The organism is Williamsia muralis NBRC 105860, assembly GCF_001598915.1.
In the GTDB taxonomy this organism is placed as follows: domain Bacteria; phylum Actinomycetota; class Actinomycetes; order Mycobacteriales; family Mycobacteriaceae; genus Williamsia; species Williamsia muralis.
On record NZ_BDAP01000003.1, the window covers coordinates 246541 to 271184 of the forward strand.

General features: G+C 66.3%; 25 protein-coding genes. 12 read left to right on the forward strand and 13 right to left on the reverse strand.

Features of this window, described 5'->3' with window-relative positions:
- Positions 1–153 precede the first annotated feature (153 nt).
- Both WIMU1_RS13200 and WIMU1_RS13205 read left to right on the forward strand, forming a co-directional pair.
- The gene (locus tag WIMU1_RS13200) at positions 154–1434 is read left to right on the forward strand and encodes an acetoin utilization protein AcuC (RefSeq protein WP_062797907.1); all 1281 of its coding nucleotides are present in this window, start codon (positions 154–156) and stop codon (positions 1432–1434) included.
- Positions 1340–4108 carry a bifunctional acetate--CoA ligase family protein/GNAT family N-acetyltransferase gene (locus tag WIMU1_RS13205; RefSeq protein ID WP_370623667.1) on the forward strand — a complete coding sequence of 923 codons (2769 nt, stop codon included), beginning with the start codon at positions 1340–1342 and terminating at the stop codon, positions 4106–4108. Before WIMU1_RS13200 ends, WIMU1_RS13205 begins: the two co-directional genes overlap by 95 nt.
- A 78-nt stretch (positions 4109–4186) precedes the next feature.
- Here WIMU1_RS13205 and WIMU1_RS13210 read toward each other — a convergent pair whose 3' ends face one another.
- The 3 genes from WIMU1_RS13210 to WIMU1_RS13220 all read right to left on the reverse strand — a co-directional run bounded on the left by WIMU1_RS13210 (position 4187) and on the right by WIMU1_RS13220 (position 7198).
- Positions 4187–5155 (reverse strand): sigma-70 family RNA polymerase sigma factor, encoded by a 969-nt coding sequence (locus WIMU1_RS13210; protein ID WP_051406577.1) that lies wholly within the window; start codon positions 5153–5155, stop codon positions 4187–4189.
- A gap of 160 nt (positions 5156–5315) precedes the next feature.
- Complete coding sequence (locus WIMU1_RS13215; protein ID WP_062797909.1) at positions 5316–6818, reverse strand: DUF7782 domain-containing protein; 1503 nt, start codon at positions 6816–6818, stop codon at positions 5316–5318.
- Positions 6815–7198, reverse strand: coding sequence for a DUF3099 domain-containing protein (locus WIMU1_RS13220; protein WP_081729804.1), 384 nt, complete (start codon positions 7196–7198; stop codon positions 6815–6817). Before WIMU1_RS13220 ends, WIMU1_RS13215 begins: the two co-directional genes overlap by 4 nt.
- 65 nt (positions 7199–7263) lie before the next feature.
- Here WIMU1_RS13220 and WIMU1_RS13225 point away from each other — a divergent pair, with 65 nt between their 5' ends.
- Positions 7264–7497, forward strand: coding sequence for a DUF3039 domain-containing protein (locus WIMU1_RS13225; RefSeq protein WP_062797911.1), 234 nt, complete (start codon positions 7264–7266; stop codon positions 7495–7497).
- Here the strand turns inward: WIMU1_RS13225 and WIMU1_RS13230 are convergent, their stop codons facing one another.
- Positions 7498–8643 (reverse strand): YihY/virulence factor BrkB family protein, encoded by a 1146-nt coding sequence (locus tag WIMU1_RS13230; RefSeq protein WP_084248236.1) that lies wholly within the window; start codon positions 8641–8643, stop codon positions 7498–7500.
- 207 nt (positions 8644–8850) lie between these two features.
- Between WIMU1_RS13230 and WIMU1_RS13235 the strand changes: the two genes are divergently transcribed.
- On the forward strand, positions 8851–10581 hold the full coding sequence (locus WIMU1_RS13235) for a DEAD/DEAH box helicase (RefSeq protein ID WP_062798550.1): 1731 nt from the start codon (positions 8851–8853) through the stop codon (positions 10579–10581).
- A 96-nt stretch (positions 10582–10677) separates the two neighbouring features.
- Here the strand turns inward: WIMU1_RS13235 and WIMU1_RS13240 are convergent, their stop codons facing one another.
- Positions 10678–10884, reverse strand: coding sequence for a DUF7455 domain-containing protein (locus tag WIMU1_RS13240; RefSeq protein ID WP_030163359.1), 207 nt, complete (start codon positions 10882–10884; stop codon positions 10678–10680).
- Between the two features lie 254 nt (positions 10885–11138).
- Between WIMU1_RS13240 and WIMU1_RS13245 the strand changes: the two genes are divergently transcribed.
- Together WIMU1_RS13245 and WIMU1_RS13250 are read left to right on the forward strand one after the other, a co-directional pair.
- Positions 11139–12098, forward strand: coding sequence for an EamA family transporter (locus WIMU1_RS13245; protein ID WP_084248238.1), 960 nt, complete (start codon positions 11139–11141; stop codon positions 12096–12098).
- An 18-nt stretch (positions 12099–12116) separates the two neighbouring features.
- Positions 12117–12470: a DUF952 domain-containing protein gene (locus tag WIMU1_RS13250; protein WP_062797913.1), complete on the forward strand. Its 354-nt coding sequence runs from the start codon at positions 12117–12119 to the stop codon at positions 12468–12470.
- 18 nt (positions 12471–12488) lie between these two features.
- On the opposite strand, the gene WIMU1_RS13255 is transcribed toward WIMU1_RS13250, so the two are convergent.
- Both WIMU1_RS13255 and WIMU1_RS13260 read right to left on the reverse strand, forming a co-directional pair.
- Entirely contained in the window at positions 12489–13166 is a 678-nt protein-coding gene (locus WIMU1_RS13255) for a response regulator (protein ID WP_062797915.1), read from the reverse strand.
- Positions 13163–14371 carry a sensor histidine kinase gene (locus tag WIMU1_RS13260; RefSeq protein ID WP_062797917.1) on the reverse strand — a complete coding sequence of 403 codons (1209 nt, stop codon included), beginning with the start codon at positions 14369–14371 and terminating at the stop codon, positions 13163–13165. The genes WIMU1_RS13255 and WIMU1_RS13260 overlap by 4 nt, the downstream gene beginning before the upstream one ends.
- A 127-nt stretch (positions 14372–14498) precedes the next feature.
- On the opposite strand from WIMU1_RS13260, the gene WIMU1_RS13265 reads away from it, so the two are divergent.
- Positions 14499–15041, forward strand: coding sequence for a hypothetical protein (locus WIMU1_RS13265; protein WP_062797918.1), 543 nt, complete (start codon positions 14499–14501; stop codon positions 15039–15041).
- On the opposite strand, the gene WIMU1_RS13270 is transcribed toward WIMU1_RS13265, so the two are convergent.
- On the reverse strand, positions 15042–16103 hold the full coding sequence (locus WIMU1_RS13270) for a DUF5685 family protein (protein ID WP_062797920.1): 1062 nt from the start codon (positions 16101–16103) through the stop codon (positions 15042–15044).
- Between the two features lie 127 nt (positions 16104–16230).
- Between WIMU1_RS13270 and WIMU1_RS13275 the strand changes: the two genes are divergently transcribed.
- Positions 16231–17100, forward strand: a complete 870-nt coding sequence (locus WIMU1_RS13275) for an alpha/beta hydrolase (RefSeq protein WP_062797922.1) — start codon at positions 16231–16233, stop codon at positions 17098–17100.
- On the opposite strand, the gene WIMU1_RS13280 is transcribed toward WIMU1_RS13275, so the two are convergent.
- Together WIMU1_RS13280 and ppgK are read right to left on the reverse strand one after the other, a co-directional pair.
- On the reverse strand, positions 17097–18494 hold the full coding sequence (locus tag WIMU1_RS13280; protein ID WP_023959608.1) for an RNA polymerase sigma factor: 1398 nt from the start codon (positions 18492–18494) through the stop codon (positions 17097–17099). The two genes, WIMU1_RS13275 and WIMU1_RS13280, sit on opposite strands and share 4 nt — an antisense overlap.
- Positions 18495–18637: 143 nt before the next feature.
- Entirely contained in the window at positions 18638–19432 is a 795-nt protein-coding gene (gene ppgK / locus WIMU1_RS13285; RefSeq protein ID WP_030163340.1) for a polyphosphate--glucose phosphotransferase, read from the reverse strand.
- Positions 19433–19595: 163 nt separating this feature from the next.
- Between ppgK and WIMU1_RS13290 the strand changes: the two genes are divergently transcribed.
- Positions 19596–20456 carry an inositol monophosphatase family protein gene (locus WIMU1_RS13290; RefSeq protein WP_062797924.1) on the forward strand — a complete coding sequence of 287 codons (861 nt, stop codon included), beginning with the start codon at positions 19596–19598 and terminating at the stop codon, positions 20454–20456.
- 34 nt (positions 20457–20490) lie between these two features.
- On the opposite strand, the gene cei is transcribed toward WIMU1_RS13290, so the two are convergent.
- The gene (gene cei / locus WIMU1_RS13295; RefSeq protein WP_062797926.1) at positions 20491–21171 is read right to left on the reverse strand and encodes an envelope integrity protein Cei; all 681 of its coding nucleotides are present in this window, start codon (positions 21169–21171) and stop codon (positions 20491–20493) included.
- Positions 21172–21589: 418 nt separating this feature from the next.
- Between cei and WIMU1_RS13300 the strand changes: the two genes are divergently transcribed.
- Complete coding sequence (locus WIMU1_RS13300) at positions 21590–21889, forward strand: DUF4193 domain-containing protein (protein ID WP_030163338.1); 300 nt, start codon at positions 21590–21592, stop codon at positions 21887–21889.
- 57 nt (positions 21890–21946) lie between these two features.
- On the opposite strand, the gene WIMU1_RS13305 is transcribed toward WIMU1_RS13300, so the two are convergent.
- Positions 21947–22483, reverse strand: coding sequence for a DUF3093 domain-containing protein (locus tag WIMU1_RS13305; RefSeq protein ID WP_243404316.1), 537 nt, complete (start codon positions 22481–22483; stop codon positions 21947–21949).
- A 22-nt stretch (positions 22484–22505) separates the two neighbouring features.
- On the opposite strand from WIMU1_RS13305, the gene dut reads away from it, so the two are divergent.
- Both dut and WIMU1_RS13315 read left to right on the forward strand, forming a co-directional pair.
- Positions 22506–23009, forward strand: a complete 504-nt coding sequence (gene dut, locus WIMU1_RS13310; RefSeq protein ID WP_062797927.1) for a dUTP diphosphatase — start codon at positions 22506–22508, stop codon at positions 23007–23009.
- A 3-nt stretch (positions 23010–23012) separates the two neighbouring features.
- Positions 23013–23849 (forward strand): DUF3710 domain-containing protein, encoded by an 837-nt coding sequence (locus tag WIMU1_RS13315; protein ID WP_023959596.1) that lies wholly within the window; start codon positions 23013–23015, stop codon positions 23847–23849.
- Here the strand turns inward: WIMU1_RS13315 and WIMU1_RS13320 are convergent.
- Positions 23846–24574, reverse strand: coding sequence for an alpha/beta fold hydrolase (locus WIMU1_RS13320; RefSeq protein WP_062797929.1), 729 nt, complete (start codon positions 24572–24574; stop codon positions 23846–23848). The genes WIMU1_RS13315 and WIMU1_RS13320 overlap by 4 nt on opposite strands.
- Positions 24575–24644: the final 70 nt, after the last annotated feature.

Consider the following 24644-nt stretch of genomic DNA (forward strand, 5'->3'; position numbering starts at 1 on the left):
GATCCCCATCCCTTTCGTCCTCTAGTAAGGTTACCTGTACGAGTGGGTTGTAGCGGTAGCGCGGGGCGAGGGGGCGCGATACGCCTGTGCCCCGGTCCGGGTGAACCAGGCCGACAAGGCCCCACTGCGCGTCAGTCGAACTAGGCTCGCAGCATGAACAATGCAGTCGACCGACCCGGTGCCGAGCCGGCCGCAGTGATCTGGAGCGACGACTTCCTCGGATACCGATGGACGGCGGCGCATCCGATGAACCCGGTGCGGCTGGCCCTGACGATGTCTCTGTCGCGGTCGCTCGGGGTGCTCGACGGTGTCGAGACCACGCCGCCGATGAACGTCGACGACCGGCTGCTGCAGACCGTGCACACCTCCGCTTACCTCGATGCGGTGCGCAGCGCCTCCGCGGTCGACGACTATGTCGGCGGCGCAACACATTTGCTGGAGAGACTCTTCGGGCTGGGTAGCACGGACAACCCGATCTTCGAGGGAATGCACAGTGCCGCCAGCGTTCTCGTCGGCGGCACCATGGCGGCCGCCGCGGCAATCGCGTCCGGCTCGGTACGTCGAGCGGTGAACATCGGCGGGGGCATGCACCACGCGATGCCCGGTCACGCGGCGGGTTTCTGCATCTACAACGACTGCGCTGTCGCCATCAGGTGGCTGCTGGAGCAGGGGTATGACCGAATCGCCTACATCGACATCGACGCGCACCACGGTGACGGCGTGCAAAAGGTCTTCGCCGCGGACCCCCGCGTTCTGACGGTGTCGTTGCACCAGCATCCGGCGACGCTCTGGCCGGGCAGCGGGTGGCCGGAAGAGGTGGGGGAGCAGGACGGCAGGGGCACCGCGGTCAACATCGCGCTGATGCCCGAGACCACGGACAAGCTGTGGCTGCGCGCATTCCACGCCATCGTGCCCGGGATGCTCGAGAGCTTCCGTCCACAGATCATCGTCAGCCAGTGCGGAGTGGACAGCCACCGGCGCGATCCGCTGACCGACCTGTCGCTGACGATCGACGGTCAGCGCGCCGCGGTCCTCGCGATGCGTGACCTCGCCGACACCTACGCCGAAGGGCGTTGGCTGGCGGTCGGTGGTGGTGGGTACGGCATCGTGGACGTGGTTCCGCGCAGCTGGACCCACCTCATCGCGGCGGTCACCGGACACGACCTCGACCCGGTGACCACCATCGATGAAAGCTGGTGCCGCGCAGCGACAGAGGAGACACAAGCGCTCGACGAAACGCTGCGCGGCGATCCCGTGAACAGCATGACCGACGGGGGCGACATCGACTATCTCCCGTGGGACGGTGATGGTGGTGGACCGCTGATGGCGGGTGTCACCGATGCCGCCCAAACCCGAACTGACGCCACCATCATGGCCACCCGCCGAGCGGTGTACCCGCTGTGCGGACTCGATCCGGAGGACCCCCGTGACTGACACCGTGCCACCCGATCAGCGGGGCCCCCACGACTACCCGCGTCACTGGATCGCCGATGTTCTCGCCAGCGACGGCGGCGTGGTCCATCTGCGCCCGATCGTGCCCGAGGACGCCGACCGTCTCGTCCGCTTCCACTCACGGCTGTCCGAGCGCACGCGCTACCTGCGCTACTTCGGTCCGTTCCCGCAGATCCCGCCTCGTGAACTCGCGCGGATGACCACCGTGGACCACTACAGCCGCGTCGCGTTCGTCGGCATGCTCGGCGGCGAGATCATCGCCATCGGCATCTACGAGAGCCTGGCCGGCGACGGCAAACCCGGGACGGCAGAGGTCGCGTTCGTGGTGGCAGACGAGCACCAGGGAAGGGGACTGGGCCCGATCCTGCTCGAACACCTCGCCGGTGCCGCCGCGGAATGCGGATTCGAGAAGTTCGAAGCCGAGGTGCTGGCCGAGAACCCCAACATGGTGGCGGTGTTCCGGGACGCGGGATATCAGCTGCGCCGTAGCTTCGACGGCAGCACCATCCACGTCGAGTTCACCATCGACCCGACCGAAGCCCTGCTGTCGGTGCGCAACGCGCGCGAGCGCGGATCAGAGGCCCGCAGTGTGGCAAATCTGTTGCGGCCGACGTCGGTTGCGGTCATCGGCGCTTCCGTGGACAGACTGAAGGTCGGCAATGCGGTGCTGGCGAACGTGATCGCCGCGGGGTTCACCGGGCCCGTGTATCCGGTCAATTCCGAGCACAGGGCGGTGCGCGGCATCCGCGCCTATCCGACGGTACGCGACATCCCGGATCCTGTGGACCTGGCAATCGTCGCGGTTCCGGCCGACGCGGTCGAGGACGTCCTCGACGACTGTCTGTCCAAGGGTGTCAAGACGATGCTCGTGCTGTCCTCCGGATTCAGTGAGACCAGCGATTCCGGGCTCGAATCCGAGCGTCGTCTCGTCGAGTCCGTGCGTGAGCACGGTATGCGACTGGTTGGGCCCAACGCCCTCGGTGTGGCGAACACCGATCCGGCTGTCGGCCTCAATGCCACACTGGCGCCGTTGGTTCCAGGGCGAGGTGCGGTGGGCTTCTTCTGCCAGTCGGGCGCCCTCGGCATCGCGATCCTGGACGCCGCCGCCCGACGGCAACTGGGTCTGTCGACGTTTGTGTCGGCAGGCAACCGCGCGGACGTATCCGGTAATGACCTGCTGCAGTACTGGGACAGCGATCCGGACACCGAGGTGGTGCTGCTCTATCTGGAGAGCTTCGGTAACCCCAGGAAATTCACCCGCCTCGCCCGGCGGGTGGCAAGCGGCAAACCGGTTGTCGCGGTCAAGTCCGGCCGCGGTGCCGTGCCACCCGCGATGGCCGCCGCCGACCATTCGCTCGACGACGAGAGCACCCGGGCCATCCTCGCCCAGTCCGGCGTCATCCAGGTGGGCACCATATCGGCACTGTTCGACTGCGCGACGGTCTTTGCGTATCAACCCCTTCCGCGTGGTCCCCGGGTCAGCATCGTCGGCAACTCGACGGCGCTGGGAGTGCTGGCACAGGAAGCCGGTAGCCACTTCGGCCTCGAAGCGGTTCAGCGGGTCGATCTCGGACCAGGTGCCTCCCCGGAAGAGTTCGAGGCCGCCGTTCGGACGGCAGCCGCCGATGACGGGGTGGATGCGTTGATAGCCGTGTTCGTCCCACCGGTGGCGGTGAGTGTGGACCGGTACGCCCAAGCGTTGATGACCGGGATGGCCGACTCCGACAAACCAGTGGTGACCACGTTCCTCGCGGTGGAAGGCATCCCGCAGAACCTCACCGTCCTCGGACCACACGGAACACCCGCACGCGGATCGATCCCGTCCTATCCAGGGCCCGAGCGGGCCGCCGAAGCACTCGGATACTCGTGGCGATACTCGCAGTGGCGGTCGCGGCCACCGTCCCAGGTCCGCCGGCCCGCCGATGTGGACCCCGACACCGCTCGCCGTCTCGTCCGGGAGGCCGTCGACGCACAGGGCGGGGATGTCACCGAGCTCGACGACGCGGCAACCGCCGAGGTGCTCGCCTGCTACGGCATCCACATCGTCCCCTTCCGGGAGATCAACAGCGTCGATGAGAGCGTCGCGGCTGCGGACGAACTCGGATATCCCGTTGCTGTCAAAGCATTCTCGGAAGAATGGCGAGGCCGGGCCGACCGCGAGGGTGTGCGCCTGGACCTACCCGATCAGCATGCGGTGCGGCTCGCGGTGGTGGAACTGGGTGAGGTGACCGGCGAATCCCGTCTGCACGTCCAGCAGATGGCACCCAAGGGGATCAGCACGGTCATCAGGGTGCGCGACGACCCGTCGTTCGGGTCGCTCATGTCGTTCGGATTGGCCGGCGTGACAAGTGATCTGCTGGGGGACAGGGCGTATCGGGCCTTGCCCCTCACCGAGAGCGACGCCGCCGACCTGATCGAGGCGCCGCGGTCGGCGCCACTGTTGTCGGGCTATGGCGGTTCGGAGCCGGTGAACAAGGATGCACTCATCGACCTGGTCACCCGTATCTCGGCACTGGTCGACGACATCCCCGAGGCACGCGAGGTGGTGTGCGACCCGATCCATGCCACGCCGGCTGGGGTGGCCGTGCTCGCGGCACGCATGCACGTGGGGCCCGTTCCCACCAAACACGATTCAGGGCCCCGCCGTCTGGGGTGATACGGGATCCATGACGAGAAAAGCCGCCACCGACGAATCGGTGGCGGCTTTCCGCTCGAGTGAAGACGTACGGCGCGATCAGCTCGCGTAGGCGCGAAGCCGCTCGGCGCGTTCGCCCTGGCGCAGCTTCGACATCACTTCGCGCTCGATCTGGCGAACACGTTCACGCGACAGGCCGAACATCCGCCCGATCTGATCGAGGGTGCGGGGCTGGCCGTCGTCGAGTCCGAAGCGCAGGCGGATGACCTGCTGCTCACGCTCGTCGAGGGTGGAGAGCACGGTGCGCACGTCGGTGTGCAGGAGACCGGCGATCACGGCATTTTCGGCGGAGGTGGCCTCCGCATCCTCGATGAAGTCGCCCAGGGGAGCTTCTTCATCGCTGCCGACCGGCATGTCCAGGCTCACCGGGTCGCGGCTGTGGTCGAGCAGATCGGCGATCTTCTCGGCCGGGATGCCCGACTCCGACGACAGCTCCTCGTCGGTGGCCTCACGGCCGAGCTGCTGATGGAGTTCGCGTTTGATGCGGGCCAGCTTGTTGACCTGCTCCACCAGGTGGACAGGGAGCCGGATCGTGCGGCTCTGGTCGGCCATACCGCGGGTGATGGCCTGACGGATCCACCAGGTGGCGTAGGTCGAGAACTTGAAGCCCTTGGCGTAGTCGAACTTCTCCATCGCTCGGATCAGACCCAGGTTGCCCTCTTGGATCAGGTCGAGGAGCGGCATGCCGCGGCCGGTGTAACGCTTGGCCAGCGAGACCACCAGGCGGAGGTTGGCTTCGAGCAGATGCGAGCGGGCCGACTCACCTTCACGGACCAGTTGGGCCAGATCGCGCTTCTTGACTGCGGACAGACGCTTGCGGGTGGCCAGGACATGCTTGGCGTAGAGGCCGACCTCGATCTGCTTCGCCAGTTCGACTTCCTGCTCGGCGTTCAGGAGGGCGGTGCGGCCGATACCGTTCAAATAGACGCGGACCAGGTCCGCGGCCGGGCTCTGTGCATCCAGGTCCTGTTCGGTCATTGCCGGACGGATGGTGGTGGGGCTGGACATGTCGGCCTCCTCGAGTGCGATTGTCTTCACAGAGTTCAACGGCTGAGCCTCACCAGATAGTTCCGCGAGGTGTTCCCGCGCAGGATGCGCTGACCTGCGTCTTTGGGAAGACGGTCTGAGAAGTTACTGAGAGTGAACTGAGCTTTCCCGGCAGGGACCGCTACATCCCCGCGGGGACGACGATTCCGTGACGCACCAGGCCCTCGATCATCGCGTGCACATCACCCGGATCCAGGGGGTCGGACCCGGTGGCCATGGCGAGCAGCTCGGCCACCTCATCGAGGCACAACCCGTCGGGCCGCAGCCCAGCCAGCAGGGATCGACCGAGTGCATCGATCTCGTGGCTCCACCGGGGTCCGTCTCCGCGGTGGATGCGGGTGACGACGTCCTCCCAGCCGTCGTCGCCGGTCAGCGTCGCGACCCGTTCGAGCGCGGCGCCCCCACGCACGCTGAAGCGTTCCTCGCCCAGATCGTGGTCGCGTAACCACGCGACCCGACGCAGATACTCGGCCGCCTCGGGACCCAGTGGGTCGTCGAACGCCTGACTCATCTCTTCGGCCAGCAGGTCGGTGGGCTCATCGGTGCGGCGCAGGAAGACGAAGCCGAAACCGATGCCCCGCACACCGGCATCGTCCAGATGGCTCAGCCATCGGTCCGCCAACTCCGCGGCCGCAGGATCGCGCAGGTCATGCCCGGCGTCGCGCAGCCACGTGCCGACGTAGAGCGCCGGATCGGCGACGTCGCGCTGGACCACCCATGCGTCCACACCGTGGTCCGGGATCCACTGCGCGACCCTCTCGCGCCAGTCGTCACCGCGGATGGTCCACGATGCCAACATCGACGCAGTGCCGCCCTCGGCAAGGAAGTCCGGTGCTGTTCGGCACATCAATTCGCTGGCCCCGTCGAGGTCGAGGCCGGAGTCGCGGTACGTGTGCGTCACGGACGGGAGGCCCACCACAAACGGCGGGTTCGCCACGATGTGGTCGAAACGCGATCCCCCGACCGGTCCGAACCAGGCACCACGCGCCACTGTGACCCGTTCGGGCGCGATGTCGTTGATGGCCACGCCGGCGCGGGTCATCGCCAGTGATCGTCCGGTGATGTCGGTGGCGGTGATGTGGCGAGCGAAGTCGGCAGCGTGGATCGCCTGCACACCGCAGCCCGTCCCGATGTCGAGAAGTGTGCCGACCGGCTCGGTAGCCGTTGCCCGAAGCAGTGACAGCGATGCCTGCCCGACTCCGAGGACATGATCGTCGGTGATGGCGATCCGGCGCATACTGCCGTCGAGGTCGGAGAACAGCCAGCGCGACCCCGTCCCGAAATCCACGGGCCGGACATCGATCGCGGCTCGGACTCCGTGATCGTCGTGATCGAGCATCCCGACGCGCACCGCATCGTCGACCGGCACGGGCTTCAGGGCAGCGGCGACGTCGCCCTCCGGGCACGTGTCTCCCAACAACAGCAGCCGGATGAGGACGCCCAGCTCGCCCCCGTCGGTGCAAGCACGCCGTACCGGTACGGGTTCGCCGCGACCGAGCGCATCATGCGCGTCGGTTCCCAGTAGGTTCAGGATCCCGTCGGCGGTGTAGTCGGTGCGGAGGAACGCCGAGCGCAGACCGGCCGCAATGGACGCCAGGTCCTCGACGGATCGAGCGGTGCTCACTCGCGTCGTCGGTCGAGCCCGTTGAAGGTGGCCCCGTCGGTGAGCTGGCGGTGATTGTCCGGGCCGTACTTGTACTGGGGCACCTCACCCTTGGCCCGAGGCGGTCGATCATTGGCGATCAGGACCGCCACCCACGGGATGGGAATGGACAGGACGATGATGCCGAGTGCCAGCAGACCGTTCTGGGTGGCGCCATAGACGAGCCCCGCGATGACAAGCGCCGGAACGCGAAACGCCATCAGCGTCAGGTATTTGCGTACTCGAGTGCGGTGCTGCTCCTCCAGGGACGTCTGCGCCTGGGTGATCAGATATGTCTCGGTCGCGTGCTCTTTCGGACCCACGGCTCCACTATCCACCTTTCCTGGCCGGACAGCCACCATGCGCGGTGTGACCCCTACGGCACGCGCGTTGGCCGACACCGCCGCAGCGATGCAGAATTGGACCCATGGATACGCAGACCGTCGAACGCCCCGATGTCACCACCGATGAGACCACCGAAGACGACACCCCGAAGTTCTTCCACTATGTGAAAAAAGACAAGATCGTCGAGAGCGCTGTCATGGGCAACATCGTTGTCGCGCTGTGCGGCGAGACCTTTCCCGTCACCAAGTCGGCGAAGCCCGGGTCCCCCGTGTGCCCGAAGTGCAAAAAGATCTACGCCCGCATGAAAAAGGACTGATCACCGCTCGCTGTCGAGGGGACGGTCCGGGCTGCGTCGTGGGGGCGACTGCGGCGGTTCGGCCGCCTCGAGATCCGGTTTACGGATCGGGCCCGTCGGCAGTCTCTTCGGAACGGTTTTGAGTTGGTCGGTGATGTCGCTGGTCTGCGCCGAGACCCAGTCGCGGACCTGGTCGATCTTGCTCGGATTGGCGGGCCACGTCTCCTGCACGATGGAGTTGAACTCCGCGCCGATGACGATGGCGAATCCCAGGAAGAACGTGAACAGCAGGAACGCGATCGGCGTCGCCAGCGCCCCGTAGCTGTACCCGGTCTGGGTGATGATCGACAGGTACCAGCGCAGCACCGCGCTGGCTAGCCAGAACACCGCGCCGGCCAGCAGCGCACCGCACAGCAGCCGGTGCCACGGCAGTGGATTGGCCAGGGCCACCCGGTAGAGCGTGGTCAGTCCGATCAAGAGCAGGACGGCCACCGCCGGGAAGTAGCCGTAGTCGACCAGTTGTGAGCCGGTCTCGCGCCACGCATCGGGTACCACCTCACGTACGTACGTGGGGCCAAGGGCGACCAGTGGCAGCGTGAACACCGACAGGACGAGGAAGCAGACGTAGAGCCAGAGCGCGAACAGCCGCTGTGTCACCGCGTGCCGCACGTTGTGTTGACCGTGGGCGACCACGATGGAATCGACGAAGCTGGACATCGCCGAGGACCCGGCCCACAGCGACAGCAGGAAGCCGAGCGAGATGACCTCTGCGCGACCGCTGACGAGGACGTTGTCGACGGTGGGGGTGATGATCTCGTCGACCACGTTCTGGCTGAACGTACGCTCCGCGAAGCCGATGATCCGGTCGGAGATGATCTGCTCGGTGTTCGGGCCGAACCAGCCTGCGATGTAGCCCAGACTGCCGAGAATGCCCAGAAGCAATGGGGGCAAGGACAACGTCTGCCAGAACGCGGCCTGCGCGGACATCGCAAAAATCGAGTCGTCCCACGACTTCGTGATCGTGCGCCAGAGGAGCCGGGGAATCGTTCTGAGGACCGGCGGTCGCGACGTCGGGGCGTCGAGGGGATCTGCGTGAGCGCCGCGCGCCGGCTTCTTCGGGGCGGGTTCGGATTGGGGATCGGTTGGAGGAGCGATGGTGTCCAGCATTGCCGAAGTTCGGATGCGATGCGTGATGCCGCGCCGCCGCCGCGGTCGCTCGGACGTCTGCGGGCGCGGTAACATTTTGCCGGTGCCCGACGGACCCGTGCAGTGGCCGATCTGCCCCTCGGCAAGGCACCGACCGTCCGACCAGCTCGGACGGGTGGAATCCGATCTCATCGCAGCTAGGAGTTGTGCCCTGTCGTGACCCGACCTATTGCCGCCACCGGATCACAGGTCACGTCCGACCCAGCGCCCGCGCCCGCCGCGTCGTCGCTGCGTACCTGGCAGCGACGCGCGCTGACCAAATATCTGTCCGCGGCACCGAAGGACTTCCTGGCGGTCGCGACCCCAGGTGCAGGCAAGACGACGTTCGGTCTGCGGATCGCCACCGAATTGCTGACCGACCGCACCGTGGATCAGGTCACCGTCGTCGCGCCCACCGAGCACCTCAAGCACCAGTGGGCCGCAGCGGCCGCACGCGCCGGAATCGCCCTCGACTCACGTTTCAGCAACAGCACCGGCCAGACCAGTTCGGACTTCCAGGGTGTCGTCGTGACGTACGCGCAGGTCGCGGCGCACCCGGCTCGACACCGGGTGCGAACCGAGAACCGCCGCACCCTGGTGATCCTCGATGAGATCCACCACGGAGGCGACGCGAAGAGTTGGGGAGATGCGATCCGCGAGGCGTTCTCCGACGCGACCCGGCGTCTGGCGTTGACGGGAACCCCGTTCCGGTCCGACGACAGCCCCATTCCGTTCATCAACTACGAACCCGAGCCGGGCGGTGGAGCCCGTTCGGTCGCCGACTACGTGTACGGGTATTCCGATGCCCTTGCGGACGGCGTGGTCCGGCCGGTGGTCTTCCTCGCGTACTCGGGGGAGGCAAGCTGGCGAAACAACGCGGGGGAGGAGTTCACTGCCCGCCTGGGTGAGCCGCTGTCGGCCGAGCACACCGCCCGCGCCTGGCGGACCGCCCTTGACCCACACGGAGACTGGATCCCCGCTGTGCTGCAGGCCGCGCACACCCGGCTGCGGCAGCTCCGAAAATCCGGGATGCCCGATGCCGGTGGGCTGGTGATCGCCAGCGATCAGACCGTCGCACGCGACTACGCCGAACTCCTGCAGGCCATCACCGGTAAGGCCCCGGCGCTCGTCTTGTCCGACGACCCCAAGTCGTCGAGCAGGATCGCGGAATTCGGTGACTCCGACGACGAGTGGATGGTGGCGGTCCGCATGGTGTCGGAGGGCGTCGACGTGCCGCGCCTGGCAGTCGGCGTCTACGCCACCAGTGCATCGACCCCGTTGTATTTCGCTCAGGCGATCGGCCGGTTCGTGCGGTCGCGGCGGCCGGGAGAGAACGCGAGTGTGTTCCTTCCCTCGGTGCCCGTGCTGCTCCAACTGGCCAGCCAGCTCGAGGCCCAACGCGACCACGTACTCGGCAAACCCCACCGCGAGTCCGACGGACTTGACGACGCGCTGCTGAACGACGCCAACAAGACGAAGGACGAGAAGGACGACGAACGGGGATTCGAGTCCCTGCACGCCGACGCCGAGTTGGACCAGGTGATCTTCGACGGGTCCTCGTTCGGTACGGCGACGTTCTCGGGCAGTGACGAGGAGGCCGACTATCTCGGCCTTCCGGGGCTGCTCGATGCTGACCAGGTGCGGGACCTGTTGCAGAAGCGGCAGTCCGATCAGATCGAGGCCCGCAGTGCCGGTCCTGCAGCTGCGCCGGCCACACCGCGCGAACCCACCGTGGGCAATCAGCTCAGTGCGTTGCGCCGGGAGCTGAACAGCCTTGTCGCGATGCACCACCACCGGACCGGTAAACCGCACGGACTGGTCCACAACGAGCTGCGTGCGAAGCTCGGGGGACCGCCCACAGCGATGGCCACGGCAGAACAACTGCAGGCCCGGATCGAGGCGCTGCGCACCTGGCGTTAGGACTTGCGAGAAGGTCCTGCGCCCAGGTCGGCCACAGAAACGACACCGCCGCGGTTCACAGTGAGTGAACCGCGGCGGTGTTGTGTTGTCGGCGTGTCAGACGAGCTCTTCCTCGTTCGTGATCACGGTGGCGCCCATGTCCACCAGCCGGGCTTCGTGCTCGTTGAAGTGGTGGCGGCAGAACAGCAACTCGCCACCTGTGGAGAGAACAGCGCGTACACGGGCTGCTGCACCACATCGATCACAGCGGTCGGCAGTGGTCAACGGCATGGAGATCGGGGGCGTGGTGATGGTCTCTGACATTTTTTCCTCCGTCCCGGGCCTGCGCTGGCGCGGTCCCTTCGCGAGCTAACACACCGGGGTGGTGCATCCACTCTCACTCTTTCAGACGATCAGGGATTCGGCTTTGTTCCCGGGTGCCTCGGCGTGTGTCGTCACTCACCCGTAACAGCAGGCTTTCGATCGGCAACATCTGTGTATCGCGGGCCTATGAAATGCATCCCAGTACAGCCACCTCGCCGGGTCATCACCGCGGTCGTCATGCCTACAGTGAGCCCATGAGCAGCCGTGTCGATCCCTCTCGGTCGGAACGGATCTCCGCCAATCTACCTCTGCTCTTCATCATCGGGGCGGTGTGCCAGTACGTCGGCGCATCGGTTGCGGTGCCGCTGTTCTCCCAGCTCAACCCGGCAGCGGTGGCCTGGCTTCGGGCCACCGCCGCAGGGTTCGTGCTGTTGGCTCTGTGGTGGCCGATCGCAGGGCGGCGATGGCCGAGGGGGCAGGGCTCCTATCCACCTCGCCGACTCGCGATCGCAGCTGCTTTCGGGCTGATCACCATGGGTATGAACATGGCCTTCTACCTGGCGATCGACCATATCGACCTGGGGGTGGCCGTCGCGATCGAGTTCCTCGGGCCGATCGTCGTGGCAGCAGCGGGTTCGCGGAAGATGTCGGACGGCGTTGCGGTGGTGTTGGTGCTGGTGGGCGTCGTCCTGCTCAGCGGGGCGAGTTTCTCCGGTGCGCCGCTCGGGGTGCTGTTCGCCCTGGTGGCCGCCGGATTGTGGGCCGGCTACATCGTGGTCGGCAAGATGGTGTCGACGGGGAACGTACATGCCGAGTCTGCGCCGGCCGGCCCGGCGTGGCGCAACGGGATCGACGACCTGGCCATCGGTCTCAGCGTCGCCGGGGCCATCTGCGCCCCGGTGGTGATAGGCATCACGACGACCATCTCGCCCGGAGAACGCTGGAGCTGGCGGGTCCTGGCGCTCGGGGTCGCGGTCGGCGTGTTGTCGAGCGCCGTGCCGTATCTGCTCGACCAGGTGGTGCTAGCCCGGCTCGGCCGGTCCCAGTTCGCCTTGCTGCTCGCACTGCTGCCACTGACCGCGACGGTGGTGGGTGCCATCGCGTTGGCACAGGTGCCTTCGTGGACCGAGATGTGCGGAATGGTGCTGGTGGTCGCCGCGATCGTCTTCACGGCGCGATCGTCCGAAATTGACTCTGGCGCAGGTACCGGGTGATGCGGCAGGCTGGTAAGGGTGAGTGACGGCGTCCACCTGGTTCATCTGTGCTCGATATCCGACTGGCTCGAGGCGCGTACGAGTGGCGTCCTGGAACCGGAGTCGCTGACGCAGCAGGGGTTCGTGCACCTCTCTGAACGCACCCAAGTCCACATCCCGGCCAATCTGCTCTACCGAGATCATTCCGATCTCGTTCTGTTGAGCATCGATCCGCAACGCGTGGGCGGCGAGATCGTGTGGGAAGCCGGTGACCCGCCGAGTGATGACGGAATGCAGTTCCCGCATCTCTACGACACTCTGCCGACAAGCGCGGTCATCGGAGTGGAACGGTACGAGATGGATGACTCCGGTCGATATCCACAACTCAACTGACCGCCGGGTCTGAAGTGGTCAACGCGTGCCGTCGGGTCTGACGACACCGTGTTCGCGGGCGATGATCGCGGCCTGCACACGGGACTGGAGCCCGAGTTTGGTCAGTACCCGTGACACGTGAGTCTTGACCGTCGTCTCTCCGATGAACAACTCCGAGGCGATCTGCGCGTTCGACAGTCCGCGTCCCAGTGCCGCCAACACGTCGCGTTCGCGTTCGGTCAGCTCGGCCAGCCCGCGAGCCACGACACGATCGGGTTCGGCCGGCGGCCGCGGCGACGGGTGGTCGGTGAACCGTTCGATGACCCGGCGAGTCACTTCGGGGGCAAGGGCAGCGTCCCCGCGCGCCACCGCCGTGACGGCCGACACCAGTTCTGTTGCGGTGGCGGTCTTGAGCATGAACCCGGCCGCTCCGGCGCGCAGCGCCGCGAAGAGATAGTCGTCGATGTCGAAGGTGGTGAGGATCAGCACGTTGGCGTCGTGGGTGGCGCCGATGAGAGCGGTGGCCGCGATCCCGTCGGTGCCCGGCATGCGGATGTCCATCAGCACCACGTCTGGGTGGAGTTCTGCGACGAGCCGGACGGCGTCATCTCCGTCGACGGCCTCGCCGACGACCTCGATGTCGTTCACGCCGTCGAGCATGAGGCGGAGCCCCGCGCGGATGGCGGCATGGTCGTCCGCGATCACGACCCGGATCATCGGGACCCTGCCGACGTGGTCGATATGCCGGCGGTGGTGTGGAGGACAATGGCCGGCAACTGCGCGGACACTCGCCATCGTCCTTGTGAGACAGACACTTCGAGCACGCCGCCCACCGACGACGCGCGCAATCTCATGTTCGTGATGCCGTGGCCGGCGTCCGGCAGGGCTGCCGTGGTTCCGTCTGGTATCGGGTTCGTCACCGCGATCGTCAGAGACGAATCATCTTGCTGCACATCGATCTCGATGGCGCTGCCGGGACTGTGGACCGTTGCGTTGGTGATGGCCTGCTGGATGATGCGGAAGGCGGCGATGTCGGTGGCCGGGGCCAGGCGTGAGTGGACGATCGTCGTCCGCACGGGAGAGCCGGCGGCCCGTGCGGCGTCGATCAACCGGTCCACCCGGGCCATGGTCGCGGTGGCCGGGGGATCGACATCGTCGCTCCCGGAAAGCAATTCGATCATCGTGCGCATCTCGCCGAGTGCGTCGACGCTGCTTGCCCGCACAGTACGCAGCACCGTCTCGCGGGTTGCCGAGTCGGTGGTCTCGAGGGCTGCTGCTGTCTGTAGTGCGATGCCCGACAAGTGGCCCGCGATCACGTCGTGGAGATCGCGCGCCAGCTGTCGGCGTTCCTGGGCGATCGCGGCCTCCTGTTCCCGGACGGCCAGTTCCTCGGTCGCCTGAGCCCTGGCGCGTTCGCTGTCGGCTGCGATCTGATGTTGCCTGATCGCGTGGCCGTAGGAGGCTGGGGAGGCGATCAGTGCGGTCACCAGCAGCATGACCATCAAGGCGACCCGCCAGTCACCGGAACCCGCGATCGCCGTGGTCAGGGCGACCGCGGCGATCAGCCAGTTCGCCAGCAACATGGCCCGCCGGGTCTGGGCGGAACCGTACCTCGCGACGGAGTAGACGACATCGGAGTACACGATCCACACCGCGATCGTGGGGCCGGCGAACGCATCGACCACCATGACGGCCAGGCATCCGCCGAGAGCGATGTCCGGGCGGGTCGACCGCAGCGATTGGAAAGCGCACGCAAGGGCAAGTGCGACGTAGGGGACCCACTCCGGGACGACAGAGACAAGTGGCTCACCGCCGAAGAAGTAGCGCAGGTCGCCGACGTACAGCGCGATGCCCAGAACGAAAAATGCCACGGCCACTGCGACATCGCGCCGGCGGTCCGGGTCGATGGTGAGCTTTGTCATCGCGGCGCCTCCTTGCACCCCACCATGACAACACATCGGCTGACAGCGGTCGTCGTCCCAAGTGATGACTCTTTCTCGATCTCGTGGCCGATGTGTCGGGTGCGGCCACCGACCGAGACTCGTCGGTATGGAATCGCCTGTTCTCGGTGTGATCGTCGGTTGTGAAGTGGGTTTCTGGGTGGTCGTCTTCGGTGCACTGGCGGTTCGATATCTCCTGCACCGACAACGTGCCTCGATCATCGTGCTGGCTCTGCTGCCCCTGCTCGACGTGGTTCTGCTCGGTGCGGTCGCAGTGGACTTGCAGCGGGGGAGCGAGGTCGAGACGGTGCATCGCCTTGCCGGTATATACCTGGGGGTGACCGTAGCGTTCGCCCATCACCTGATCAGGTGGGCCGATGTCAGGTTCGCGCACTGGTTTGCCGACGGGCCGCCGCCTCTGGCCCGACAATCAAAGGGCAGGAACGCCTTTCGGCACGAGGTGGAGATGTTCGGACGGTGGATCTGTGCTGCCGCCGTGTCTATCGCCGCGGTTCTCCTGCTGGCCTGGACCGTAGCGGACGGTGATCAGGCACGTGGCTTGTACGGCGTCTTCCCCACGCTGGGGGTGATCACGGTTGTCTGGCTACTTGTCGGACCGCTCTGGTCGTTGGCCGATGTCCGGGCCGGTTGATCAGCAGTCGCAGCAATCACAGACGTTGCAGCAGTCGCACCCGTTGCATGCGGCTTGGTGCCGGCGTCCGTTACACGGATTGGTGTGGTCCGCGCAGCAGGCGTAGCCGGTGCAGTACACGCCCATCCACGGCAGGACCCGCTTGTAGAACGGCGGCAGTTGCGGCTGACGACGCTGTCCGGGGCTGGTGAACACGGCATCGGGACCAGGACCGAAGACGCGTACCAGCGCACGGTTCAATCCACCGATCAACAACATCCGCAGCAACCGGTCATCGCGCAACCGCACCCCGTCAAGCGCCACCCTGATCGCATCCACCAACCGCACGCACTCTGTCCGCGCGAACTCCACAGTGGTTCCCGTTGCGATCAACGGATTGAAGTCCCCACCTGCTCGATCACGCTCGAGATCCTCCACCGCATCCAGCAAATGAGCACACCGTCCGAAATCGCGACCGATGCCCGCCAACACCTCCCGGTTGCCCGGCACCCCCGCCAATTCCGCCGTCGCCGCGAAGACTGCGGCACCAGCGGACGCTGCATTCTCGGTGATCTCCACCAACGACACCGACCCCGACTCCACCTGCGCCTGAGCACCCAGCTGCGTCAACAACTCCCCACCACCCATCGCAGCCGACACCGGCGCATCCGCCAATGCCCGAGACCGCAGCCGCGGCTCCGCCCACCGTGCACCCTCGGCCCGCACCGCGGATGGCGACGCCACCCCCGCCGCCCGCTCCGCCACCACATCAGCAGCTTTCGCCGAGGCCAACGTCAGCGACGCCGTCGCCCCCAACCGCACGCTGACATCACTCGCCGAGACCACCTGCGCCCCACGCATACCCCGCAACGCACACCGACCTGCCGACACCAGCTCCGGCGCCGACTCACGCTGCGCATCAACGAGAACCGACACCACCACCGCATCGGTATTGGTCGTCAACCGTGACAACTGTCCGTGAGAAGACCTCAACGCCAGACACACACCACACAAGTGCGCACGCCACTGCGCGCCCAACTCTTCATCCAAATGCGCCACGCATGGGCTCAACACACCGAACATGCGGATATGGAAGCACAGCAGAGGGCGCCGGGCCTCGCAGAAACCCGGATTTACCCCCGATGATCATTCAGACTGCTGACGTGCGCTCTCGACGCGAGCGCAGAAAACCCGGCCGGAAGGATCCGAGATGCCGTCTGAATTCGTTGTCGATTCGGTCCACGGCGCAGTGTTGTCCGGCTTGCGGTGGGAGCCTGCCGGAAAGCCGGTGGCAACCGTGTTGCTGGTACACGGCATGGGTGAGCACGTTCGCCGGTACGAGGACACCGCCCACGCATTGACCGCTGACGGCTTCGCCGTGGTCGGCTACGACCATCGCGGGCACGGTTCGTCGGTACTTCCCGGCCGCCTCCCTGGCGATCTCGGGCCAGACGGCTGGAATGCCCTGGTGGCCGACGTGGGGCGACTGATCGATGTGGCGAAGAACGAGTTTCCGGAGTTGCCTCTGGTGGTGATCGCTCACAGCATGGGGTCATTCGCCACGCAGCAGCACCTACTCGAGCACAGCGACGACGTTGACGCCGTGGTGCTGAGCGGGACAGCGGCCCTGGACGCCCTCGAACCCGCACTCGACTTCGACAGCGAATTGGACCTGTCGATGTTCAACGCACCCTTCGCCCCGGCACGAACCGACTTCGACTGGCTGTCGAGGGACACCGACATCGTCGATGACTACGTCGCCGACCCGCTGTGCGGTTTCGGCATCGATGCAAAGGCAACCCGTGAGATGTTCACCGGGGCCCGCAGACTTGCCGATCCCGCGCTCGTCCGAATGATGCGCCGCGACCTACCGATCCTGATCGCGGTGGGTGATCAGGATCCGGTCGGTGGCGGGGGAGCACTGGTCGATCAGTTGGCAGCCCATTACCGGTCTGCCGGGCTCATCGACGTCACCGTCCGGGTGTTCCCCGGCGCCCGGCACGAGATCCTGAACGAGACGAACCGTACGCAAGTACGCAATGAACTCATCGCCTGGATGATGCGGGCGATCGGTCCCTAGTCGAGGTAGTCGCGCAGAACCTGCGACCGTGACGGGTGGCGCAGCTTCGACATGGTCTTCGACTCGATCTGGCGGATGCGCTCGCGCGTGACCCCGTAGACCTGGCCGATCTCGTCCAGGGTGCGTGGCTGCCCGTCGGTCAGGCCGAATCGCAGGCGGACAACACCGGCTTCGCGCTCGGACAGTGTCTCGAGCACCGATTGGAGCTGGTCCTGCAGCAAGGTGAACGACACCGCGTCCACGGCCACGACCGCTTCGGAATCCTCGATGAAGTCACCGAGCTGGCTGTCACCTTCGTCGCCGATGGTCTGATCGAGCGAGATGGGCTCGCGCGCGTACTGCTGGATCTCCAGCACCTTCTCGGGCGTGATGTCCATCTCCTTGGCGAGCTCTTCAGGAGTGGGTTCACGACCCAGGTCCTGCAGGAGTTCGCGCTGGATGCGCCCGAGCTTGTTGATGACCTCGACCATGTGGACCGGGATGCGGATGGTGCGCGCCTGGTCGGCCATGGCCCGGGTGATCGCCTGACGGATCCACCACGTGGCGTACGTCGAGAACTTGTAGCCCTTGGTGTAGTCGAACTTCTCCACCGCACGGATGAGACCGAGGTTGCCCTCCTGGATCAGGTCCAGGAATGCCATTCCGCGGCCTGTGTACCGCTTGGCCAGGGAGACCACGAGACGGAGGTTGGCCTCGAGCAGGTGGTTCTTGGCGCGGCCACCGTCGCGTGAGATCCACGACAGATCGCGACGCTGGGCGACGGTGAGTTTTTCTCCGGACTCGGTGATCCGCCGCATGCGTTCGGTGGCGAACAGGCCGGCCTCGATGCGCTTGGCGAGTTCGACCTCCTCTTCGGCGTTGAGGAGAGCAACCTTGCCGATCTGCTTGAGGTACGCGCGGACCGAGTCGGCGGACGCGGTGAGCTCGGCGTCCTTGCGGGCCTGCCGCAATGCCTCGGACTCGTCTTCGTCCCACACGAAGTCACCGGAGGCCTTGTCGGTCTCGGACGGTTCTTCGACATCCTCGTCGGCCTTCTTGGCCTTGCCCTTACCCGGTGCGACGACTCCGGCCTCGACAGTGTCGTCGTCGACCACGACCACGACATCGTCGTCGGTCAGTTCGCCCTCGGGTACGTCGATGTCATCGATCGAGGGATCCGGTTCGAGACCGTCGCCTTCGATGATGTCGCCATCAGGCGCGCCGTCGACCTTCTTGGTCGCGCGCTTTGCGCCTGCCTTCTTGGCCGGGGCTTTTTTCGCCGGGGCCTTCTTGGCGGCTGTCTTCTTGGCGGCTGCTTTCTTTGCGGGTGCCTTGCGCGCCCGCGACGCGGTCACCGACTCCGATTCCGACTGCTCGGTATCCGGTTCGGTTTGGCGGGTTTTCGTGGCTGCCACGTACGACCTTTCGGGCTATCTCCGTGACACCGAAACCGGTGGGTTTCGCCGCGGAGACGGTGTCCCGCCGAGATGTCACTCGGCGAAGCTGGGGGCTTGGGGGGAACCGGCGTACAGCCAGTCGAATGCCATTGTAACGGCACCTAGGGTCGCAACCCCGCCTCCACCGCCATAGCGGCGCCCACAATCCCGGCGGTGTTCTGCAAAGTGGCCGGTACAACGGGTGTCTGGTTGGTCAGATGAGGAATCCATTTGTGCGCCTTTCGGCTGATCCCGCCGCCCGCGATGAAGACCTCGGGCCAGAACAGTGCCTCGTACGCCGACAGCACGACGGACACCTCCTCGGCCCACTTGGAGTAGGACAGGTCGTTGTCTTCCTTCACCTTCGACGACGCCCGGTGTTCGGCCTCTTTGCCACCGACCTCCATGTGGCCGAGTTCGGTGTTCGGGATGAGCGTGCCGCCGAACATGATCGCCGAGCCGATGCCGGTACCGAACGTCAACAGCATCACCACGCCCTTGTAGTCCTTGCCCGCGCCGTACCGGTCTTCGGCCATGCCGGCCGCGTCGGCGTCGTTGAGCACCGACAGCTGTCGGTCACCCAGTTCGGCGCCGAGCAGCTTGTAGACGTCCGTGCCGATCCAGCCCTTGTCGACGTTGGCGGCCGTGCGTGCGACGCCTCCGGTGATCACGCAGGGCAGGGTGACGCCGACGGGGCCCTTCCAATCGAAGTGCCCGACGACTTCGCGGATGCCGCCGGCAACGGCCTCAGGGGTGGCCGGCTGCGGGGTCAAGACCTTGAATCGATCGCCGACCAGCTGTCCGGTGGTCAGATCGACGATCCCGCCCTTGATCCCCGATCCGCCGACATCGACGCCGAACCCCAGCTTGTTCGACTCTGGTAACGACTCGGTGGACACCCCGGGTTCACTGGACACGAGAACGGCTCCTTCGGCTCGACACGGCGGTGACACCAACCGGCCCGCCGTTGTTCAGGCTAGTCAGCACGCAAGGGTTCTGCGCGACGTCGGGCGGATCTGTTCGCGTTCGGTTCACCGGGTCGCCCCGTCGTTTCGGCCAGGGGTGTGCTCACATGTAGCAATGGCGGAACTCGAGCCGGCCGACCTGACCGCGGTGGCGATCCAGGTTGCCGAACAGGCAGCACAGCACGTGCGCACCCGAAGGCCCGAGGTCTTCGGGTCTGGTGTCACGAAAACCGATGCACCGCAATCGGTGTCGACAAAGAGTACTGACACCGATCCGGTCACGATCGTCGACACCGAGTCCGAGAGCCTGGTCCGCGGGCTGCTCGCGTCGCTGCGTCCGGGCGATGCCGTGCTCGGTGAAGAAGAGGGTGGCTCGGTCGAGGTTCCTTCCGGTGTCCGGTGGGTCATCGACCCCATCGACGGCACGGTCAACTTCCTCTACGGCATTCCCGCGTACTCGGTCTCGGTGGGCGCTCAGGTGAACGGGCGCACGGTCGCCGGAGCTGTTGTCGACGTCGTCCGCGGCACCACCTACTCCGCCACTCGTGGCGAGGGCGCGTATTCGGACGATGGCTCGGGTCCCGTCCGGCTCCGGACGAACCCCATCGACAAGGTCGGGCTCGCTCTGGTGGCCACCGGTTTCGGCTACGGATCGGCGCGTAGACGGGTCCAGGGCGAGTTGATCTCCGCATTGCTGCCACACATCCGCGACGTCCGCAGGATCGGTTCGGCCGCACTCGATCTCTGCATGGTGGCCAGCGGGGCGGTGGACGCACATTTCGAACACGGCCTGAGCCCGTGGGATTGGGCGGCCGGATCGCTGATCGCCGAAGAGGCGGGCGCCGTGGTGACGATCCCCGACGCCACCTCACGGAGCGCAGCGGGCAACGTCACCCTGGCCATGGCTCCGGGTATCGCCGACGAATTGGGCGGATTGCTGGCGCGGCTGGGTGCCCTGGAGCCGATCCCGGACTAGATCCGGTCTACGGCCAACAGCGGGCGGTCGGTGATCAGCAGGGGGAGTCGTGCACCGCTGCCACCACTGCAGGGTCGGCTCCGGTGTTCGGGTCCTGAGGATTGGCCACCCGCAGCGTGTCGAGGACGGCGAGCGCGTCCTGATTCTGTTCACTCTCGCCGTAGTGGTTGCCGAGTGCGAGGTCGACGTCGGTTCCTGGGCGCCCGTCGTTGATCAGCTGCGTGCACGGCGCTGCGATCCACAGTGCCGCAGCGGCGGCCTTGCCGCCTTCGCCGAACCGGATCTGCCCGAAACAATCGAGATTGCGATCCGGATAGAGGGGATCGTCTCCGTAGGCATTTTCCGGCGCGGCCTGGAATCCGAGTGCGGTGAGGTCGTCGAGGATGGTCTGCGCCATGCCCTGTTCGTCCGTCGCGTTGAGGACCCGGATCTGAAAACTGCTCAACGCGGCGGGCGGAACCTGCAGCATCTCGTCGGTGGCGGCCGGTGTACCCACCACGGGTGTGGGCCCTTCGGGAGCAGCCGATGGGGACTGAGGTTGCGGACAATCGGTCGGGGTCGCCTGCGTGTCGGACGAAGACAGCGCACCGGCCCACACCACCGCAGCGATGAGTGCAAGCACCACCGCGGCGATGATTGCCGGGAGGTAGCGGCGTCGCCGGAAGGGACGACCGCGATCGTCGGTGGGGTAGCCGTAGGTGATCTGGGAAACCACGGGTTCTCAGGTGCCTTCCGCGCGCAGTTGTGGGGCGAGTCAACTGTAGTCGGTACACACCGTGACGCCGCGCAGCTGGACACGCAGGCGATCTGGACCGCGTCGCGCATGAAGCGCGGCACGCGGCTTTCGACGGGAATGTTCTCGCGCGGCCGTTGTTGTTGACTCTGAGCAACGGCTGGGCTAGGCTTCGGCCGCCTCGGTTGGACAGCCCAAAAAGAGGCTATCCACCAACTGTGGCGAAAATCACAGAAATCATGCTCCTGTTCGGCAACGAATACTGATCGATGGCTCGTTGTCCAAGGGGCATCGTCGCGGAACTTTGCAGATGGGGAAGTACGCGGCTTGTTGGGACTTTTGGAACCTGCACACATCGGGAACCTGAAAGTCGCAGGCGCTTCTATTTTAAGGCGGAATGATGGCAACTGATTACGATGCGCCGAGGCGCACTGAATCCGACGAGGTATCCGAGGACTCCCTCGAAGAACTGAAAGCGCGGCGGAGTGAGGCGCAAGCCGCCTCCGTCGACATCGACGAAGGCGACACCGCCGAGTCGTTCGAACTCCCCGGGGCCGACCTGTCGGGTGAAGAACTCTCGGTGCGGGTCATCCCGAAGCAGGCGGACGAGTTCACCTGCACCAGCTGCTTCCTCGTGTACCACCGCAGCCGACTCGCGACCGAGAACGGTAACTCGCGTATCTGCGTCGACTGCGCTTGACACAACGCCGTCCGTTACCACGGTGTGGCGGACGGCGATGATCGCCGGCGGGTTCGACTACCCCGGGTCCGAGGCTTCGGTGGCCGCGTCTGGTAATCCCAGCGCGGCCACCAGCTTTTCGGGGTGTCGCGTACTGACGAGCCAGTAGGGCGTGGGGTCGTCGGGGTCGTCGAGAACCAACAAGACCATCGTCTTCACCCAGAACTTGTGAACCAGGAATGCGGCCGGATCGAGCTGCCGGCCCAGTGCGGCACTCTTCGCAGCGGCGGGGATCACGGCGGCCCGGTCGATCACCTCGATGGGCAGATGGGCATTGTGGGCCCACAATTCACCGTCGGCCACCCGTATGCGTGTGCGGCCCATCGACCACAGACCCCAGAAGACCAGCGGGGTGAGGACCGCGTATGCGATCCAGCTCAGCGAGCTCTGATGCAAGGCCAGTTGCACCTCGTACCCGAGCAATGCGATCAACGCGACGCCCAACAGCCACCACCAGGCAGGTACGCGCAGCCGCTCGTCATGGGTCCCCTCGGATGGGGTCGGGCGGGTGCCGGCAGCGTCACCGGCAGGGTCGGGTGATGGAAGAGGTGGCACGTCCCCAGCGTAGTCTTCCGGTGTGGCAACCAACGCTGGCAGCACCCCCGCCGACGCACCGTTCGTCGCCGTCAGGCGTCTCGATCCGGGCATCGATCTACCCACGCGGGCCCATCCGGGTGATGCGGGTGTGGACCTCTCGAGCACGATCGACGTGGTGCTCGAACCCGGTCATCGCGCCTTGGTGCCGACCGGCATCTCGATAGCGTTGCCGATGGGCACGGTGGGACTGATCCACCCGCGCTCGGGCCTGGCCGCCCGCGCGGGACTGTCGATCGTCAACACACCGGGAACTGTCGACTCGGGATATCGCGGTGAGATCAAGGTGTGCCTGATCAATCTGGATCCGCACGATGCGATCACGATCGCCAGGGGCGACCGGATCGCTCAGCTGCTGGTCCAGAAGGTCGAGCTGCTCGACTTCGTCGAGGTCGACGAACTGGACGAGACAAGCAGGGGCGCAGGCGGATACGGATCGAGTGGGGGCCACGCGATGTTGGGGGCCTCGCAGCCGAAGGGAGTCTGAACCATGGCACGGGACAAAGGAATCGGGCGTGGCCGCCGCGCCCGCGGTGCGGCATCTGAGCCCGATGTCGAACCGAAGGTCATCGGTAGCGGTGAAGGCCCTTACGACATAGGCGATCTGGCCGCAGATGCCGGCTTCGAGAACTCGCATCTCGATCTGGGCTCGGTACTCGTGCCCGTGGTCGAGGGCGGTCAGGTCACCGTGGAGATGACCGCCGACCATCAGCCCCAGGCCGTGTATCTGGTGACGCCCCACGGGCGGATCACCGTGGCAGCCTTCGCCGCGCCGAAATCGAGCGGGCAGTGGCGCGAGGTCGTCGGCGAGCTGACCGAGTCCCTGCGTGCCGAGGGAGCAGAGACCAGCATCGAGACCGGCTTCTGGGGGCGTGAGGTGGTCGCCACCGTGCCCGGCGGCATTCATCGTTTCATCGGCGTCGACGGTCCGCGCTGGATGATCCGCTGTGTTGCCAGTGCGCCGACCGCCAGTGCGGAAAGCCTGTCGAAGGTGGCCCGGGCTGTGGTCAGTGAAACGGTCGTCCGCCGCGGCGACGAACCGCATCCACCCCGAACCCCGCTGGCGATCGTGCTGCCGCCCGTGCTGGCCGAGCAGGTCGCGGCCGCACAGCAGCAGATGGCGGCCGGTCAGCAGAATGTTCCGGGTGCCGTACCCGACACGGGTGCCCAGGCCCAGTCTGCGCAGGCGAACGTGATGGTGCAGGGCGGCGCCGAAGCCGTCGCCGCCGAATCGGAGCCGCCCGCCCCGGCCGAACCGGAGGTCGAACCGGGTCCGGTGTCTCGCGGTTCGGCCATGCAGCAGCTCCGCAATCAGCCCAAGCGCTAGCCGGGCGCGGCCGTGAGGTCGCGCCAGCCGTGGATCGCGAGGCGGCCCAGGAGCGCCGGGTCCGCACCCCATCGGGCCATCGAGATCTCGGTCGACACCGAGCTGTCGGCGGCGTCGTGCCACGCCTTCGCAACGTCTGCCGGGTGCACCGGGTCGTCGGACACCGCAACGATCGACAGTGGAACCCGCAGTCCCGCAATCATTTCCGCGGTCGGGGCGACATAGTTGGCGGCCTCGTCCAGTTGTGACACCAGGTGCGGGCCGGCGGCCCGCCAGGATCTGTCCAACTCGGCGGAGAGCCAGGCCGGACTGCCTGCGGACATCTGTCGGATCGTCTCCTCCAACCCGTGGGTGCGGATCAACGCCGCGGTCCAGGCTGCGCTGTGCGCAGCAGGCGCCGTGCGCGGAGAACCGATCCACGGGGGCAGGGCCGCGAGCACCCCGGCGCACGCGGCCGGATGCGACAACGCCCACTGCACCGCTACGCACGCACCGATGGAGATGCCCGCCGCAATCACCTGGGTGTGGTCTGCGGCGGCACGATCCAGCGCGCGCTCGTAGCCCCGGACCAGGCCGGTCCCGTCCGGATCCACCGCGACGACCGGCAGTCCTGTGGACCCGAACGCGCGTCTGGCGTAGTCGGCATCCGACCCCGTCCCGGGCAGCGCCACGACCACCGGATCGGTACGTGTAGGGGCCGTTCGCGACCCCTCTGAACTGCGCATCTGTTGATCTTCCCGTGGAGGGTGGAAGTCGGGTGTGCGGGGGTCTACTCTGGCGGAGGCACAGCCCCGT